This window comes from Burkholderia sp. S-53, from assembly GCF_025560745.1.
Classification (GTDB): Bacteria; Pseudomonadota; Gammaproteobacteria; order Burkholderiales; family Burkholderiaceae; genus Burkholderia; species Burkholderia pyrrocinia.
Genome location: NZ_CP090482.1, coordinates 15,698 through 30,781, shown reverse-complemented (window position 1 = coordinate 30,781; position 15,084 = coordinate 15,698). Strand labels below are relative to the sequence as shown.

At 61.5% G+C, this 15,084-nt stretch carries 12 protein-coding genes and 2 pseudogenes; 10 read left to right on the top strand and 4 right to left on the bottom strand.

The window, feature by feature from the left end:
- Window positions 1-36 precede the first annotated feature (36 nt).
- From LXM88_RS00125 to LXM88_RS00100, 6 genes and pseudogenes are all read left to right on the top strand, one after another.
- Window positions 37-1,527, top strand: a complete 1,491-nt coding sequence (locus LXM88_RS00125; protein ID WP_262530980.1) for an alanine/glycine:cation symporter family protein — start codon at window positions 37-39, stop codon at window positions 1,525-1,527.
- A gap of 175 nt (window positions 1,528-1,702) precedes the next feature.
- Window positions 1,703-2,233 (top strand): Clp protease N-terminal domain-containing protein, encoded by a 531-nt coding sequence (locus tag LXM88_RS00120; RefSeq protein WP_262530979.1) that lies wholly within the window; start codon window positions 1,703-1,705, stop codon window positions 2,231-2,233.
- Window positions 2,187-2,315 (top strand): annotated as a pseudogene (locus tag LXM88_RS00115) (IS6 family transposase); the annotation flags it as partial. The gene LXM88_RS00120 and the pseudogene LXM88_RS00115, both read left to right, overlap by 47 nt.
- Before the next feature lie 192 nt (window positions 2,316-2,507).
- Complete coding sequence (locus LXM88_RS00110; RefSeq protein ID WP_318654670.1) at window positions 2,508-3,044, top strand: YMGG-like glycine zipper-containing protein; 537 nt, start codon at window positions 2,508-2,510, stop codon at window positions 3,042-3,044.
- Between the two features lie 835 nt (window positions 3,045-3,879).
- Window positions 3,880-4,845: a porin family protein gene (locus LXM88_RS00105; RefSeq protein WP_262531652.1), complete on the top strand. Its 966-nt coding sequence runs from the start codon at window positions 3,880-3,882 to the stop codon at window positions 4,843-4,845.
- Window positions 4,846-5,072: 227 nt separating this feature from the next.
- Window positions 5,073-6,452 (top strand): IS5 family transposase, encoded by a 1,380-nt coding sequence (locus LXM88_RS00100; RefSeq protein WP_262530978.1) that lies wholly within the window; start codon window positions 5,073-5,075, stop codon window positions 6,450-6,452.
- Window positions 6,453-6,629: 177 nt separating this feature from the next.
- Here LXM88_RS00100 and LXM88_RS00095 read toward each other — a convergent pair.
- Window positions 6,630-6,907, bottom strand: a pseudogene (locus LXM88_RS00095) (DDE-type integrase/transposase/recombinase); the annotation flags it as partial.
- Between the two features lie 556 nt (window positions 6,908-7,463).
- Here LXM88_RS00095 and LXM88_RS00090 point away from each other — a divergent pair.
- The 4 genes from LXM88_RS00090 to LXM88_RS00075 all read left to right on the top strand — a co-directional run bounded on the left by LXM88_RS00090 (window position 7,464) and on the right by LXM88_RS00075 (window position 12,991).
- Window positions 7,464-7,637, top strand: a complete 174-nt coding sequence (locus tag LXM88_RS00090; protein ID WP_262530977.1) for an Arm DNA-binding domain-containing protein — start codon at window positions 7,464-7,466, stop codon at window positions 7,635-7,637.
- A 78-nt stretch (window positions 7,638-7,715) separates the two neighbouring features.
- Entirely contained in the window at window positions 7,716-11,171 is a 3,456-nt protein-coding gene (locus LXM88_RS00085; RefSeq protein WP_262530976.1) for an adenylate/guanylate cyclase domain-containing protein, read from the top strand.
- 92 nt (window positions 11,172-11,263) lie between these two features.
- Window positions 11,264-12,313: a patatin-like phospholipase family protein gene (locus LXM88_RS00080; protein ID WP_262530974.1), complete on the top strand. Its 1,050-nt coding sequence runs from the start codon at window positions 11,264-11,266 to the stop codon at window positions 12,311-12,313.
- A gap of 138 nt (window positions 12,314-12,451) precedes the next feature.
- Window positions 12,452-12,991, top strand: a complete 540-nt coding sequence (locus tag LXM88_RS00075; RefSeq protein ID WP_262531651.1) for an HD domain-containing protein — start codon at window positions 12,452-12,454, stop codon at window positions 12,989-12,991.
- A gap of 125 nt (window positions 12,992-13,116) precedes the next feature.
- On the opposite strand, the gene LXM88_RS00070 is transcribed toward LXM88_RS00075, so the two are convergent.
- The 3 genes from LXM88_RS00070 to LXM88_RS00060 form a co-directional block, all read right to left on the bottom strand.
- Entirely contained in the window at window positions 13,117-13,521 is a 405-nt protein-coding gene (locus LXM88_RS00070; protein ID WP_065504483.1) for a cupin domain-containing protein, read from the bottom strand.
- A 4-nt stretch (window positions 13,522-13,525) separates the two neighbouring features.
- Window positions 13,526-14,005 (bottom strand): carboxymuconolactone decarboxylase family protein, encoded by a 480-nt coding sequence (locus tag LXM88_RS00065; protein ID WP_047903938.1) that lies wholly within the window; start codon window positions 14,003-14,005, stop codon window positions 13,526-13,528.
- Between the two features lie 193 nt (window positions 14,006-14,198).
- A complete protein-coding gene (locus tag LXM88_RS00060) occupies window positions 14,199-14,699 on the bottom strand; it encodes an Ohr family peroxiredoxin (protein WP_262531650.1) in 501 nt (166 codons plus the stop codon).
- Window positions 14,700-15,084: the final 385 nt, after the last annotated feature.

The window sequence follows — 15,084 nt, the reverse complement described above, 5'->3', positions numbered from 1 at the left end:
ATGCGTTTGCTCAACTCGACTGTTCGGAACTGATCGATGAATCAACTGGTTGATACCGTCAACGGGATTGTCTGGAGTCCCGCGCTCATCTTCCTCTGCCTCGCGGCGGGACTTTATTTCTCCGTGCGCACGCGCTTTGCGCAAGTTCGCCACTTCGTCGAGATGTTGCGCCTGATGCGTGCCGGCAAGGCATCCGATGCGGGCATTTCGTCGTTCCAGGCGCTGGCCTTGTCGTTGTCCGGACGCGTCGGCACCGGCAACATCGCGGGTGTCGCAACTGCAATCACGTTCGGCGGGCCGGGCGCGCTGCTGTGGATGTGGGTGGTCGCGTTTTTCGGTGCAAGCACCGCGTTCGTCGAATCGACGCTGTCGCAGATCTACAAGGAGCGTCGCGACGGCCAGTACCGCGGGGGCCCTGCGTACTATATCGAGCGCGGGCTCGGGATGCGCTGGTACGCGGCGATCTTCGCGATCGCGACCGTGATTGCGTGCGGCCTCCTCCTGCCGGGCGTTCAGGCGAACGGCATCTCGGCGGCAGTCGAGAATTCGTTTGGCATCGCGAAGCCTGTCACGGGCGCCATCATCGTGCTGCTGCTCGGCCTCATCATCTTCGGCGGCGTGAAGCGCATCGCGCGTATCGCGGAGATCGTCGTTCCCTTCATGGCGCTCGGCTATATCCTGATCGCGGGCGTCGTGATCGCACTGAATATCCAGCAATTGCCTGGCGTGATCGCGCTCGTGTTCAAGAGTGCGTTGGGACTGGAAGCCGGCTTCGGCGCGGTGCTCGGCCTTGCCGTCCAGTGGGGCGTGAAGCGCGGCGTGTATTCGAACGAAGCAGGCCAGGGAACAGGGCCGCACGCGTCCGCGGCGGCGGAGGTCAAGCACCCCGCGCAACAGGGGCTCGTGCAGGCGTTCTCGGTGTATGTCGACACGCTGTTCCTGTGCACGGCGACCGGCTTCATGATCCTGTTGAGCGGCGCGTACAACGTTGTTGCACCGACGGGCGACAAGCTGTTCTCCGGTGCCGCCGGTATCGAGGCGGGGCCGGGCTACACGCAGCTCGCGATCGAATCGGCCCTGCCTGGATTCGGTGCGGCGTTCGTGGCGCTCGCGCTGTTCTTCTTCGCATTCACGACGATCCTGGCGTATTACTACATCGCGGAAACCAACGTGGCCTATCTCAGCCGCGGGCGCAGCGCTGCCGCCTGGACGTTCCTGTTGCGCGGCGGGATTCTGGTGGCGACGCTTTACGGCGCGGTCAAGAGCGCAAGCGTCGCCTGGGGGCTCGGCGATATCGGTGTGGGGCTGATGGCGTGGCTCAATCTCGTCGCGATCTTCCTGCTGCAGAAACCCGCGCTCAGTGCGCTGCGCGATTTCGAGGCGCAAAAGCGCGCCGGAAAGCCGCTGACCTACAACCCGGTCGCACTTGGCGTGACCAATGCCACTTTCTGGGAGGGGCGCGATAGCCGGCCCGCGGAAGCGGAGATGAACCCGGCCGGTGCCGTCGCTCGCGAACGGCAATCTTAGCGAAGCCTGAAGGCGATCCGTGCGCGGCGTGCTGTTCGACCAGGCGGTTTCAGTCGACGACGCGACCGCGCCTCGACGCCGCCATGCGTTCGACATTCAACACCACGGGCGGCAGGGGAGCGGCGTTGCCCGTCGACCCGTGCCGCCGATTCGATCAGTTTGCTGGAGAACCAACATGATGCTTGTCGAACTCGCGCCCCTCATTGACCGCCTCAATGCGTATACGAGGCGAGCGCTGGGGAACGGCATCGGGCTATGCGTCGCGTACGGACACTACGAAGTTACCGTCGAACATCTGCTTGTCAAGCTGCTCGACGACGATCAGGCCGACATCCCGATGTTGCTGCACCGGCGGAACGTGGACGCAGCGCTCGTCAGACATGCGATCGGCCGATCGATCGAAACCAGGCGCGCCGGCAACGGTGGTCAGCCGGCGTTCTCGCCGCTGCTGTTCGATCTGTTGCAGGACGCGTGGCTGATCGCGTCGATCAACCTGAAGGAGTCGAATATCCGCTCAGGGGCCATCCTGCTTGCGCTTGTGGCACGCCCGAACTATTACTCGCTCGGCAACTACGCACCCACACTCGGCAGGCTCGATCGCAAGCTTATGCGCAGCGAGTTCCAGCAGATTTGCGACGTGTCGATCGAGGCTCGCGTGCATGCGCGGGCACCTTCGCTACAAGCTCAGCCTGCGCGATCTGGTTGAGATGATGGCCGAGCGGGGATTGTCGCTGTCGACCACGACGATCATGCGTTGGGTGAGGCGTTTTACACCGCAGCGGGAAGAATCGACGACGTCCAATGCTTCACTCGGCCCATCGATGATGATATCCGCTTTGTCTGGATCAACTCGATTCGCTTGGCCAGCGATTTCTTGAAGGAACAGTCGATTTTTCAGAGCCGACTATTTCACGTTTATGAAACAGTTTGAAGTGGGATGTCATGTGATTGGATTGATTAGGATGGAAGAGAGGCCAAACATGGAATCCGCACGACAGCGATCGTGGCCTGCATGGCCACGCAAGGTTGTGCCGCTCAGCAAGCGGTGGCCTGCACGCTCGGCAATTGGCCTCGTCGCATTGATGATCGGTGGCGTTGCGTCTGCGCAGCAGCCGATCTTTTATCCGGCAAAGGAGCAGAGTGCGCAAAAGCAGCAGACCGATACGGCTGAATGCCAGGTCTGGGCAAAGCAGACTACTGGCGTCGACCCGGTCGCCCTCGCGCAACGCTCGGCATCTCCGCCTGCTCCCCAGCCGCCGCAGGGTGGCCCCGTGGCGGGCGCGGCAGGCGGAGCGGCCATTGGGGCCGCGATTGGCGCAATCGCCGGCGATGCGGGTAAAGGGGCGGCAATCGGTGCTGTCACGGGTACCGCCGGCGGCGGCATGCGCCGGCTTCGTCGGGAGGAGGCCGCCGCACAGCAGCAGCAGGCTATGCAGAGCAGCACCGCGAGTCAGCTGTCGACGTTTACGCGCGCGGTAACCGCGTGCATGAACGGACGAGGTTACACGAGCCAATAGTATTGGAGCGGAACGTTGATTTCGATGAGTTTGGCGAGCTGACAGGGAAGCAACCCGTGTGGATCGAGTTGGCGGATCTTCTGGAGGCTGCGATTGCGCTGGACCGGGCCGAACCGAACGGGTCCGGGTGCACAACCCGAAATGTTGGCGCGGCGCATCGGTGTGCAAATGCGGTTTCAGGAGTTTGTCGAACAGGAAGTCCGGCCTGCAGCCGGATCGACAGACGCGGCCGAACCGCCGCGCTCACGCCGGCACCGGCTAGTTGCACGGTCGAAACGAATAGTTCGATGTCCTCGGCGGGCCTTCGTGCGCGGTCGCGATGAGCAAACACCGGCATCAGCGACCCTTCGATTTGCGCCCGCGGCATGCGCTTCTTCGCAGGCACGGCGAGCGGGCGGCACAGATCGATCATCTGCATCCAGGCGGCTACGGAAAAAGTCGTTGGTACCCGTCCGCGCATCTCTCAACTTCGAAGTTTCGATTCAGATCCATTTGGTTTATCGAGGGGAAATCCTGCAACTCCCTGCATACCCTTGATGGAAGGGGTAACATGTAATTCTGGATATCTAACTATTTGTTCGGCCAGTCGGCTGTTTCATTGCGTCGCAAGCAGTAGCGCAGCGATGCATCGAACGCCGGGCATCGTCGCCATCCGGCACACGATCCGCACTATTCACACGATTTCCGGCAAAGCGCGTCACATACAATTTTCAGAATACGCTCCACACACCGCTTGGCGCGCGCGAAGATTGGAATGTGATGCAATTGAAATAGGTATCCCGTGTCAACCAATTGCTCGACGTCCCGCAGGCACCCCGTTCCTCATAGCAGGTCGCTGCTTATCGGCCTGTGTTCCGCCGCAGCGTTGTACGCCTCCCCGGCGTCCGCGCAAGAGTTCGCGCTGTTCGGCGGCTCACTCTGGGGCGGCGGCGGTCGCTCGTACGCTTGGGCGTTCGACTACCTGGAGGGGTTGAGCCCGCACACCGCGATCGGCTTCAGTTGGTATAACGAGGGGCACATTCCGAATCATCACCGCGACGGCCAGGCGGTCCAGTTCTGGGGGCGCTGGCCGCTCGAGAACCGTCGCTTCGTGCTGTCGGCGGGTGCGGGACCGTACCGCTACTTCGACACTACACCGGCCGGCCAGGGCCAAGACTACTCGAACTCGCACGGTTGGGGCGTGCTGATGAGCGTGCGTGCCGCCTACTACACGTCGGATCGCTGGGTCACGCAGATGCAGCTGAATCGCACGCAGTTGCTACGCGGCCCGAACACCACGTCGGTGATGTTCGGCATCGGCTACCAGCTCGACGCACCCGGTACACCAGGTTTGCGCGACACGCCACTGGCGCGCACCGGCAAGGTTACGAACAACGAGATAACGGCAATGCTTGGCGAAACGATTGTCAACAGCCGCTCGTCACCGTCGACGCTCGGTGGCAGCCTCGAATACCGGCGCGGCCTTACTAACATGGTCGACTGGACTGCGACGTGGATGTACGAAGGGGCGAAGCAGGAGGTCCGCCGTAACGGCATCGCGTCGCAGTTCTGGTTGACTCGCACGTTCCTCGACGACAAGGTCGCGCTGGCAGCCGGCGCAGGCGCCTACTTCATGGTCAACGAGCGCACGCTGGAAGGGCAGCCCGGTCCCGGCGATGGCAGACTGTCGGGCGTCGTGTCGATCTCAGCCAGCTACCGAATCTCCGATCATTGGCTCACGCGTGTTACGTGGAATCGCATCGTGACCCGCTACAACCGCGACACGGACGTGATCCAGGCTGGCCTCGGCTATCGCTTCTGATACACGGAGCTCATTCGTAAGCGATAAGCCAGGAGCGTTATAGTGCTCGCGTAAAGGGGTAATCGACCTTTTCGTGCATGTATGGCCCCGGCGCCTTTTGCAAGCTTCTTGTTCGTGACGTCGAAACGGTCTGCATGCATATATCGGCTTTGTTCGGAAGGGGTGGTTGCGCGGCAGCGTGAAGTCGAATAGAAAGGGGCAATTGATCTATCCGCCTCGTGCGTTCAGTGCCATACAAAGCCAGCACTGAAATCCAGTGCGCCGCGCAAACGCCCGAAACAGACGTATCGTGTCGCGAACGCCCGCGCCTACAATCAGAGACTGAAGCGGCGAGGCCAGCTCAGCCTCTATACCCGGACGGCGATCTGAAGGCGCTGGTCATCAATGCCCGGCCGTATGTGCCGGGTGTGTCCGGGCGTGCCCCGACCTACACGAACGTCTACATCGAGCTGATCTACACGTTTTACCGGCTGTTTCGTTGGGCGATACGCCAGATCACCGGCTTCATGGAAGAGTATTGGCGACTGCGTGGACTCGAGATCGCCGTGCCAGGCTTCGGGCAGCTCAGCGAGCGATTCGCGACGCTGCCGGTCCCGGTGCGGCAGCGTTGCCAGCGGGGGGCCGACCGTCTGGCCAACGGCAAAGCGATCAGCCTGCTCGTCGACAGCATCGGCATGAGCTTCGGCCGGGCCAGCGAATGGCATCGTCAGAAGTACGGCCGCGACGCGAGCCGAACGCCGTGGCGCAAGGTCCATCTGTCGATCGATCCGGAAATGAACATCCACGCCATCGCGGTCACCGAGGACCATGTGTTCGACGAGGCAGGACTGGATGCGGTGCTGGCGGTCGACGCGAATGTCGACTGCGTGATTGCCGACGGCGCGTACTACAATATCGCGCGGACCGAAGCATGGTCGGCCTGCAGCGTGCAGCCCGTGATTCCGTCGCCGGCCAATGCGGTTGTTCATGACCCGCCGGCGACACGCTGGCACGACCATCTCGTTCGGTACATCAAGGACAAGGGCATCCACGCATTCCGGAACAAATACGGGTACGGCCAGCGCGCACTGGTCGAATCGCAGATCTCGCGAATCAAACGCTGCATCGGCGCGCGACTGCTGACGCGTCGGCTCGACTCGCAGCAGCGCGAGGGCGTGATCATCGCAAACCTCGTGAACCGGTGGAACAGCTTCGGCAAGGCCGTCTGCATCAAGGCAGTCCGATTGCGTCCGAAAGCAATTGGGTGTGACCCTGCCGAACAAAGCCCTTCGCGATGGGATAGACGGCAAATGTCACCACGAGAAGCGGCACGCCGTCGTAAGTCAAGAGCCCGCAGGGCAGTTCACTGCCGAGCGGCCCTAACGACAGCCCTGACTATTCGCCGTCTTGTAGCACGTCTCACCATTCGGCCCCCGGTAAACGCCCTTGCCGTTTTTCATTCTGGCTTCACCGCCGTTGGTGGTCTGTACGGTCGTGACCCCGCGCGTATTCGTTTCCGCCTTCGCCGTATTGCCCGTGTTCGGGTTGTGGCGGACCGCCTTGTCGCCGTTGCTGCACGTGGTCGTACCGCGTGCGCTCGTCGTGCAGTCGGCTGCGAAACCGCTTGAAGCAAGCAACGCGCAAAGCAGCGCTGCCAGGGCTGTCGCTTTCATGATCGTTCCTCCTGCGTCGGACGGGGTGTTTCCTGAGTAACAGGATAGACCGTCTGTCGCGGACTGCCTGACGGTTCCGGCGCGATAAGAACGTCCAGGTGCATGAATTCTGGATTGCATATATAGGATTCCTTATACAGAAGCCAGCGAGCAGAATTGCTCGGCGGCCGCCTGGTTCTTTCTAACTGCTGTCATTTGCCCTTTGGCAATCATGTGCATCACTTCGATACCGCCGAGCAGGATGCGAGCGCAGTGGAAATCTTTGAAGCCCATCATCGGTCGGGTTCGGCGCTTGATGGCGCGGTGATCCTGCTCGACGATATTGTTCAGATATTTTGCTGACGAATCTTGATTGGCTGCTCACGGGTGGCGTTGATGTCCTTGAGCGCCGCCAAGTTGAGGCCTGGCCGGGATTCGTGAATATGCGAAGCTTCGCATATTTGTGATTATGCTCAGCGCTGGATTAGGCACAGCGACACGAGTTCGGTCCTGGTGAGCTTCGTGACGCGCGGTTCGACGTCCGCGATCGGGTAGCAAGCGGTTGCTGTCGGGACGGTGCCAGGGTGACGACGTTGTGGCGCTGAGGCCGCAGGCAGTGCGGATTCCGGTCGGACTTGTGCCATCGCCAGGCACGTGTCGCGTCCGCTTTTTCGTGTCGATTTAGAGTTCGGGTGGGGTGACGGAAATTTAATTTCAAGGGCCGGAGCGGAAAGCCTTGCGGGTGTTGGCTCGCAGGACAGGCACGATTCAAAGTTAAATGAATTGTGATGTTTTCCGGGTGATCCGGCCAAATCCGCTGAAATCCGTCCAGGCCCCGTCTGACGAGGGTTTGCGGGGAATTGGCGGACCACAAAATTCCGCGGAAATCCTGCACGAGCCACGACTTTTTAGTGTTCGCGGTGTGGGGTAGGCTCTACTTGGGATGCACGGGTCGATCGAGTGGCGATATCGATGGAGAGGGCGATCATGGGCGCATTGACGGTCAGGCTGATCGAAGCCGCACCGGCGACGGGAAAGCGGTATTTCCTGTCGGATGAGCGTGGACTGTTCCTGCGGGTCGGCCCGGACGGCGGGAAAACCTGGTTTGTTCGCGTCAGCATCAATGGCAAGCAGCGCGACAAGCCGCTCGGCAAGGCATGATTACTCTCGCCGGCCTGAATGCCCGCAGATGGTGGCGCATAATGGATTGATGTCGACCCTTGGCAGGAAGAGGGTTTTATGCGCTGCACAATATGCGGGTCTGAGAATCCTGCCGGTACGAGGTTCTGCCAGGAATGTCAGGCCGTGCTGCCGCATCATTGTCCGCATTGTGGACATGAGGTAGAGCCAGCAGCACGCTTCTGCAGCAATTGCGGGACGTCGCAGTCGACACCTGCGGCTGCGCCGCCACTTTCTCGATCATCGGGTCAGGATTCGTCGCCCACCCCGATTCATTACACGCCGGATCATCTTGCCGAGCGGATCCGCGCCGAACACACGGCCATGGAAGCGCGCGGCTCGTCTGCGGGCGAGCGCAAGACCGTTACCGCGCTGTTTGCCGACATGGCCGGATCGACCGCGTTGATCCACGATCTCGATCCCGAAGTGGCGCATCGCTTGATCGTGCCCGTGGTCGAGCTGATGATGGAAGCGGTCCACTACTATGAAGGGTACGTAGCGAAATCGCTCGGCGATGGCATCCTCGCGCTGTTCGGCGCACCGATCGCCCACGAAGACCATGCACAGCGCGCGCTTTTCGCTGCACTGCGAATGCAGCAAGCGATGCGGCAACATGGCGACCGCATTCGTCTGCAGGAGGGCATTCCTCTGCAAATTCGCGTCGGTGTTCATACCGGCGAGGTCGTCGTCCGCTCCATCCGCACCGACGACTTGCACACCGAATACGATCCGCTCGGGCATACGATCCACATCGCATCGCGGATCGAGGGAATCGCCACGCCCACGTCGATACTCGTCAGTGAATCCACCCACAAGCTGGCCGAAGGCTATTTCGAGTTCAAGGCGCTGGGTGCAACGCAACTCAAGGGAATTCCCGCGCCACTTTGCGTATACGAGGTGCTTGGCCTGGGTGCGTTACGCACGCGCCTGCAACTGGCGGCGCACCGTGGTCTCGCGCGGTTCGTCGGCCGCGAAACGGAAATGGAACACCTGAACCGGGCCCTGGAGACCATGAGGGCCGGGCATGGGCGTGTGGTCGGCGTGGTGGGCGAGGCCGGCGTCGGAAAGTCTCGCCTCTTCCACGAGTTCAAAGAGCGTTCACGACGTGGCGCGCTGGTGCTGGAAACGTTTTCGGTATCGCACGGCAAGGCGTTTTCCAATTTGCCGCTCATCGAACTCCTGAAGAACTATTTCCAGATCACGCCGCAGGACGACGAGCGGCGCTGCCGGGAAAAGGTCATCGGCAAGGCGCTCACTCTGGAGCGCAGTTTCGAGGACGTCGTGCCATACGTCCTCTATCTGCTTGGCATCGGTGAAGGCGGGTCGGTGCTCGTCGAAATGGATCCGCAGATCCGGCGCGACCGCACCTTCGACGCGATCAGGCAGCTCCTCGTGCGAGAGAGCCAGAATCAGCCGGTCCATTTGCTGTTCGAGGATCTGCAATGGCTGGACCGTGAAACAGAAGCATTCCTTACATACTTGATCGACCACGTGCCGGACGCACGGATCCTGCTTCTGGTGAACTACCGGCCCGAGTATCGGCCTGCGTGGGCCGGCGCGCGTCATTGCAGCAAAATCCGGCTCGAACCGCTTGGCCCATCCGATGCTCAAGGACTGCTTACGGTGCTGCTCGGCGAGGATCGCACGCTCGTGCCTCTCAAGCAGCTCATCCTTGAGAAGACGGAGGGCAACCCGTTTTTCATTGAGGAGGTGGTCCAGACGCTTGTGGAAGAGAAATCGCTGCTCGGCGATGCCGGGCATTATCGCGTCGTGGCGACCCCGGCGACGCTGCATATTCCCACCACCGTGCAGGGCGTGCTGGCTGCCCGGATCGATCGGCTTCCCATCGAGGAAAAGGAGCTACTACAGGCGCTCGCCGTGATAGGCCACGAGTTCCCGTTCAGCCTGATCCGGCGAATTTGCAGTGAAGAGCCGGCGCGGGACGACGATCTGCGTCGTCTGCTCGCCCATCTCGAAGCGGCGGAGTTCATCTACGAGCGGCCCGCCTTTCCCGAGGTCAATTATTCGTTCAAGCACGCGCTGACCCAGGAAGTGGCCGGGCGCTCGTTGCTCACGGAGCGGCGCACCACACTGCATGAGCGCACTGCGCAGGCTATCGAGGTGCTGTTCCCGACGCGCATCGCCGATTACTGCAGCGAACTCGCACACCACTACAGTCAGAGCGGAAACATTCCCAAGGCTGTCGAATATCTGCATCGTGCGGCGCAGCAGGCGCTACGTCATGCTGCCCACCTCGATGCAATGAATCACCTCGGAGCGGCGCTTGCGCTGCTCGAGCGTTTGCCGGATACACCGATGCATGCGCATTGGGAACTGACGCTGCTGCTTTCCCTTGGGCCAGTCTTGATGGATGTCCGTGGGTATGGGGCGACAGAGGTGGGCGTGACCTACCGGCGCGCGCTCGAGTTATGCGAGCGGACTGGCGAGGCATCGCAGCGCTTTGCGACGCAGTTGGGATTGCGGATACACCATGTGGTGCGCGGCGAGTATGCAATCGCGACTGATCTGAGCAACCAGATGCTCGGTACCGCGCGGGAAGCGAACGATCCGGGCTTGCTCGTGGAGGCACATGGTGCGCTGGGCGCATGCTTTTTCCTGCAGGGCGATTTCGGCGCTGCTCGCGCAAACCTGGAACAGGCCCGTGCGATCTACGATCCGAAGCAGCATCAGGCACATGTCTTCGCACACGGGGTGGATCCCGGCATTCGGGCGCTCAATTACCTCGTATTGACTTTGTGGTTTCAGGGATATCCGGAGCAGGCACTCAAACGCAGCGCTGAAGCACTCACGCTCGCGCAGGGCCTTTCTTATGGGCCATCTCTGGCGTTCAGCCTTACCTATGCAGCCCACCTGCATCAACTGCGGCGAGAGCCGGTGCTTGCCGGTGAGCATGCGGATGCGGTCATTACCGTATCGACCGAGCACGGATTGCCTTACTGGCTTGCGTGGGGGACGCTTCTGCGAGGCTGGGCGACGAGCGAGCAAGGAAACCTTCAGGACGGCATCGCGCAGATGCGGCTGGGTCTCGACGCGCAGCGGGCAGCTGGCGGCGAGGACCTGCGGCCGTATTCTCTCGCGTTGCTCGCCGACCGTTACTGGCTTGCAGGTGACAAGAGGGCAGCACGAGACACGCTGGAAGAGGCGACGACGATCGTCGAGCAATCCGGCGAGCATTGCTACGAGGCCGAGCTGTACCGGCTCACGGGAATCCATCTGGCCGGAGGGGCGGGCAAGGAGGGAACTGCCGCCGCAGGCGATGACGAAGCGGTCGACTGTTTTCACAGAGCGATCGCGCGAGCGCGCCGGCAGGGTGCGAGAGCGCTGGAATTGCGAGCAGCGTCAGACCTTGCGCGGCTATTGCAACGGCAGGGGAAGACCGTGGAGGCAAGGCAAGCGCTGTCCGAGGTGTACGCCTGCTTCACGGAAGGCTTTGACACGAGCGACCTGCGAGAGGCGAAAGCGCTGCTGGATGCATTGGACGCGCGCACAGGATGAACGGACCTGCGGCGCACGACGACGTATCGCGTGACGACGTACCGTCCACTACCTGCCGCTGCTCCGCATGACGGAGAGCTGGGGAGACGGGCATGACAATCACGCACACGAGACGCCGCAACGATGTACCGCGCAAACAGATTGCGCTGGCTTTGCAGGGTGGCGGGATGCACGGCGCCTTCACCTGGGGTGTGCTTGACCGGCTGCTCGAAGACGGCAGGCTCGCAATAGAGGGTGTCAGTGCAACCAGCGCAGGCGCGATGAACGCCGCGGTACTCGCATATGGTCTGCAAAAGGGAGGCGAAGACGGTGCGCGTCAGGCGCTGCACGACTTCTGGCAGGCGGTCGCGCAATCGGCGGAGCGCTACAACCCGCTGCGCTGGGTGCCGTGGCTGAAGGGTACGCACAGCTTCGGGCTCGATCATTCGCCGCTTTATGCATTCGCCGACATGATGTTGCGCGTCTTTTCGCCCTATCAGTTCAATCCGGGCAACCTGAACCCGCTACGCGAAGTGCTCGAGAACCAGGTTGACTTCGACGCGCTGCACAAGCACTGTCCGATCCGGTTGTATCTATGCGCAACCAACGTCGAGACGGGAAAAATACGTCTCTTCACGGGAGCGGATGTCAGTGCCGACGCGGTACTTGCATCGGCATGCGTGCCGACACTGTTCCAGGCGGTCACGATCGACGGCGAGTACTACTGGGATGGCGGCTACATGGGTAATCCGGCCATCTATCCCCTTATCTACAATTGCGCGACGCGCGACGTCGTGATCGTGCACATCAATCCGCTCGTGCGCCGCGGTGTGCCGATCACGGCTGCCGAAATTCTCAACCGTATCAGCGAGATCAGTTTCAATTCGTCGCTGATGCGCGAGATGCGAGCCATCGCGTTCGTCACCGACCTGATCCAGCAAGGCACGATACAACGCGGCGAGATGAAGGAAATGCTGATCCATTCGATTCGGGCCGACGACGCTCTGTGCGCGTTGAGTGTATCGAGCAAGTACAACGCGGATTGGGGATTTCTCAGCGAACTGCATGACTACGGGCGACGCGAAGCGGATGCTTGGCTCGCGCATCACTACGGAAACATCGGACAGCGGTCGAGTATCGACATCCGCAGGGAATTTCTCTGAGCGCATCGCGGCAATGTCGGCATGGGGCGCTCGTGCGTAGCCGTCCCGGGCCAAGGAGCGAACGTGAACCGGACGCAGGCGCGATTCGTCGCGTTGTGGTCATGCAGCGGCGGGACACATGCCAACGATGTCTATCGCATGCTGGCGCAATGCTATAGGGAGCCGGCGCGCCGTTACCATACGCTCGTGCATGTCCGGCGATGTTTGCGTCATCTCGACCTGGCGCGCGACTCGATTCCCGAACCGGACACCGTCGAGCTCACGCTTTGGTTTCATGACGCGATTTTCGTTCCCGGCGCGCAAGACAACGAGCAGCGTAGCGCGGACTGGTTCTGCCGGCAGGCCGGGGGGCGAATCCGCGCGAGCGACCGTATCTGCGCGATGATTCTCGCGACGACCCACTTGGGCATTGCCGCAGAACTGGATACCCGTTTTGTGTGCGACATCGACCTGGCCGTGCTAGGTGCTTCTCGCAGCAGATTTCGCGAAGACGGCCGCCTCCTCAGGGCGGAGCGCCCCGATCTTGACGACCGGGCTTACGACCTTCATGAACGGACCATTCTGCGCGGGTTACTCGCCCGCCCGCGCATCTATCTCACGGATTTCTTCTACACGCGCTGCGAGACGCGAGCGCGCAGAAATTTGAGTTGGCGGCTTGGCTTGCCGATTCCGGAATAGCGACGACTAGCTGCCGGGACTTGTCACGTAAAGAACTGTCGATAGCCAACCAAAACTGAACTGTTTGCGGCAAGTTTTTTCATCGAGAATCGGCCCGCCGATGACGGGCCTTGCCAACGATCGCCCTACTTCACCGGCGTGAGGACCGGCGCCCCCTTGTCCTTGATCAGGAACACGACGAACCTTGCCGGCTTCGTGCTGCTGGCATTTCGTCCGACCGTGTGCACGTCCTCGGGGCCTTCGTGGAACGTGTCGCCAGCGTGGAGCGTGACTTCCTTGCCACCGTTCAGGCCCATCACGATGCTGCCGTCGAGCACATAGACGAATGCGTGCGCATCGTGACGATGAACGGGGTCGACGCTGCCGGGCGGGTAATCCACGACGATCATCTGGACTTCCTTGCCCGGATACTCGGGCAACGGCTCCGTGGTCAGCGGCGTGACCTTGGCTTGCGGTGCGGCGGCGGCCGGCTGAACGACCATCAGCAGCGACGATACCAGCGGCGCGAGAACGAGCATGATGCGTTTCATGTCGTCACTCCAGGTTGGCCTTGTCGAGCCCGAACATCTTGTCGAACGAGCCGGGCGCGATGCGGAACGCGACATTCAGGCGGTTCCAGCTGTTGATCGCCCCCACAAGGAAAGTGAGGTCCGATAACTCCTTCTCGGAATAGTGCGCACGGACGCGCTCGTAGAGGTCGTCCGGCACGCCGTGCGACGGGAGGTGGGTCAGTACGTCGGTCCATTCCAGCGCGGCACGCTCGCGCGGCGAAAACAGCGTCGACTCGCGCCAGATCGCGACGTGATGCAGGCGCAATTCGCGCTCGCCGTGGATTTTCGCCATCTTGATGTGCATGTCGACGCAGAACGCGCAGCCATTGAGCTGCGATGCGCGAACCTCGACGAGTTCGCGGACCGGCGCCTCGATCGTCGTCTTCTGAAACAACCCGTCCAGCTCGACGAGCTTCTTGGTCAGTTCCGGCGATTGCTGAAAGTAGTTGATGCGTTGCGTCATGATCTGTTCTCCTGATCGGTGGGAGGACTACTGCTGAACCCGCGTCGAACGATTCAACGCAGGGCCTGCCTGACAACCATCGTAGTCGCGTGCGTCAGGAGGCAGTAGTGCCGGGTACGTGTGCACCATGTTGCCCCTTCGGCACCAATCGTTCGTCGAGGGCGGCCGTCGACCGCACATCGTTGGCATGCAGTCATGCCGACACCGTGATGACACTGCAGATTCCCTGTCGCGTCATTTTCGTATAGGGGCACAGGCGTTCCGTGTCGCGGACAAGGCCTTGCGCGGCCAGCTGGTCGACACCCGGCATGCATATGGTGACGTTGGCAATCAGCGCATATCCGCCATCTACCGGATCACGACCGAACGATACTTCGACAGCCACGGTCGTTTCCCGGATGTCGATCCGCGCGCGTTGTGCCAGCAGGCTCAGTGCGCCGTGAAAGCATGCGGCGTAGCCGGCCGCAAAAAGCTGTTCGGGATTGGTGCCGCCGCCCGGGCCGCCAAGTTCGACGGGCAATCGCAGATCGAGGACGAGACAACCGTCGTCGGATTTCGCGACGCCCGATGCGCGGCCATGCCCGGATTCGCCTCCAGAGACCGTAACTTTCGTCGTGTAGAGCGCGGCGAATTCCCGCCCCCGGTATTTGTCGAGCAGTGTCAGCGGCGGAGGTCGTAACCTCTCGTTCTCCATATGCCTCCCGGTTGCTTGCATGGCCAACGCGAGCATCTCTCGAACCTTGTGTGTCGAGGCGGTGCGTTGTTTTTCGAAGCGAATCAGCGCGATGGCGCAGGTCTTGCCTGCAAGTCGATCCCCATGACCGTCATCCGAAAGATGGACCACGCGCACCTGCATGCTAGGCAAAGACGTGTCGCCGTACCAGATCGACTCGGGATGCATGGTGTTGCCCGCTCTGCACCAATCGGGTGAACACGGGAGGCAGTCGGTTGCTTCAATCTCTCGACGAATGCAGAGACGAGGCCGATTGGTGTCAATGAGGAACGGGAAAGTGTTCCGATACGGGTCTACCTGCACATGGGTCCGGCTCCTAGTATTACGGCACGGCAATGCGATTGAT

What these genes read in the sequence shown, in the direction of transcription:
- LXM88_RS00060 (WP_262531650.1), bottom strand. Translation starts at nt 14,699, where the DNA reads ATGGAGAACGAGAGGTTACGACCTCCGCCGCTGACACTGCTCGACAAA.
- LXM88_RS00090 (WP_262530977.1), top strand. Translation starts at nt 7,464, where the DNA reads ATGGGCGCATTGACGGTCAGGCTGATCGAAGCCGCACCGGCGACGGGA.
- LXM88_RS00120 (WP_262530979.1), top strand. Translation starts at nt 1,703, where the DNA reads ATGATGCTTGTCGAACTCGCGCCCCTCATTGACCGCCTCAATGCGTAT.
- LXM88_RS00065 (WP_047903938.1), bottom strand. Translation starts at nt 14,005, where the DNA reads ATGACGCAACGCATCAACTACTTTCAGCAATCGCCGGAACTGACCAAG.
- LXM88_RS00110 (WP_318654670.1), top strand. Translation starts at nt 2,508, where the DNA reads ATGGAATCCGCACGACAGCGATCGTGGCCTGCATGGCCACGCAAGGTT.
- LXM88_RS00070 (WP_065504483.1), bottom strand. Translation starts at nt 13,521, where the DNA reads ATGAAACGCATCATGCTCGTTCTCGCGCCGCTGGTATCGTCGCTGCTG.
- LXM88_RS00085 (WP_262530976.1), top strand. Translation starts at nt 7,716, where the DNA reads ATGCGCTGCACAATATGCGGGTCTGAGAATCCTGCCGGTACGAGGTTC.
- LXM88_RS00080 (WP_262530974.1), top strand. Translation starts at nt 11,264, where the DNA reads ATGACAATCACGCACACGAGACGCCGCAACGATGTACCGCGCAAACAG.
- LXM88_RS00125 (WP_262530980.1), top strand. Translation starts at nt 37, where the DNA reads ATGAATCAACTGGTTGATACCGTCAACGGGATTGTCTGGAGTCCCGCG.
- LXM88_RS00075 (WP_262531651.1), top strand. Translation starts at nt 12,452, where the DNA reads ATGCTGGCGCAATGCTATAGGGAGCCGGCGCGCCGTTACCATACGCTC.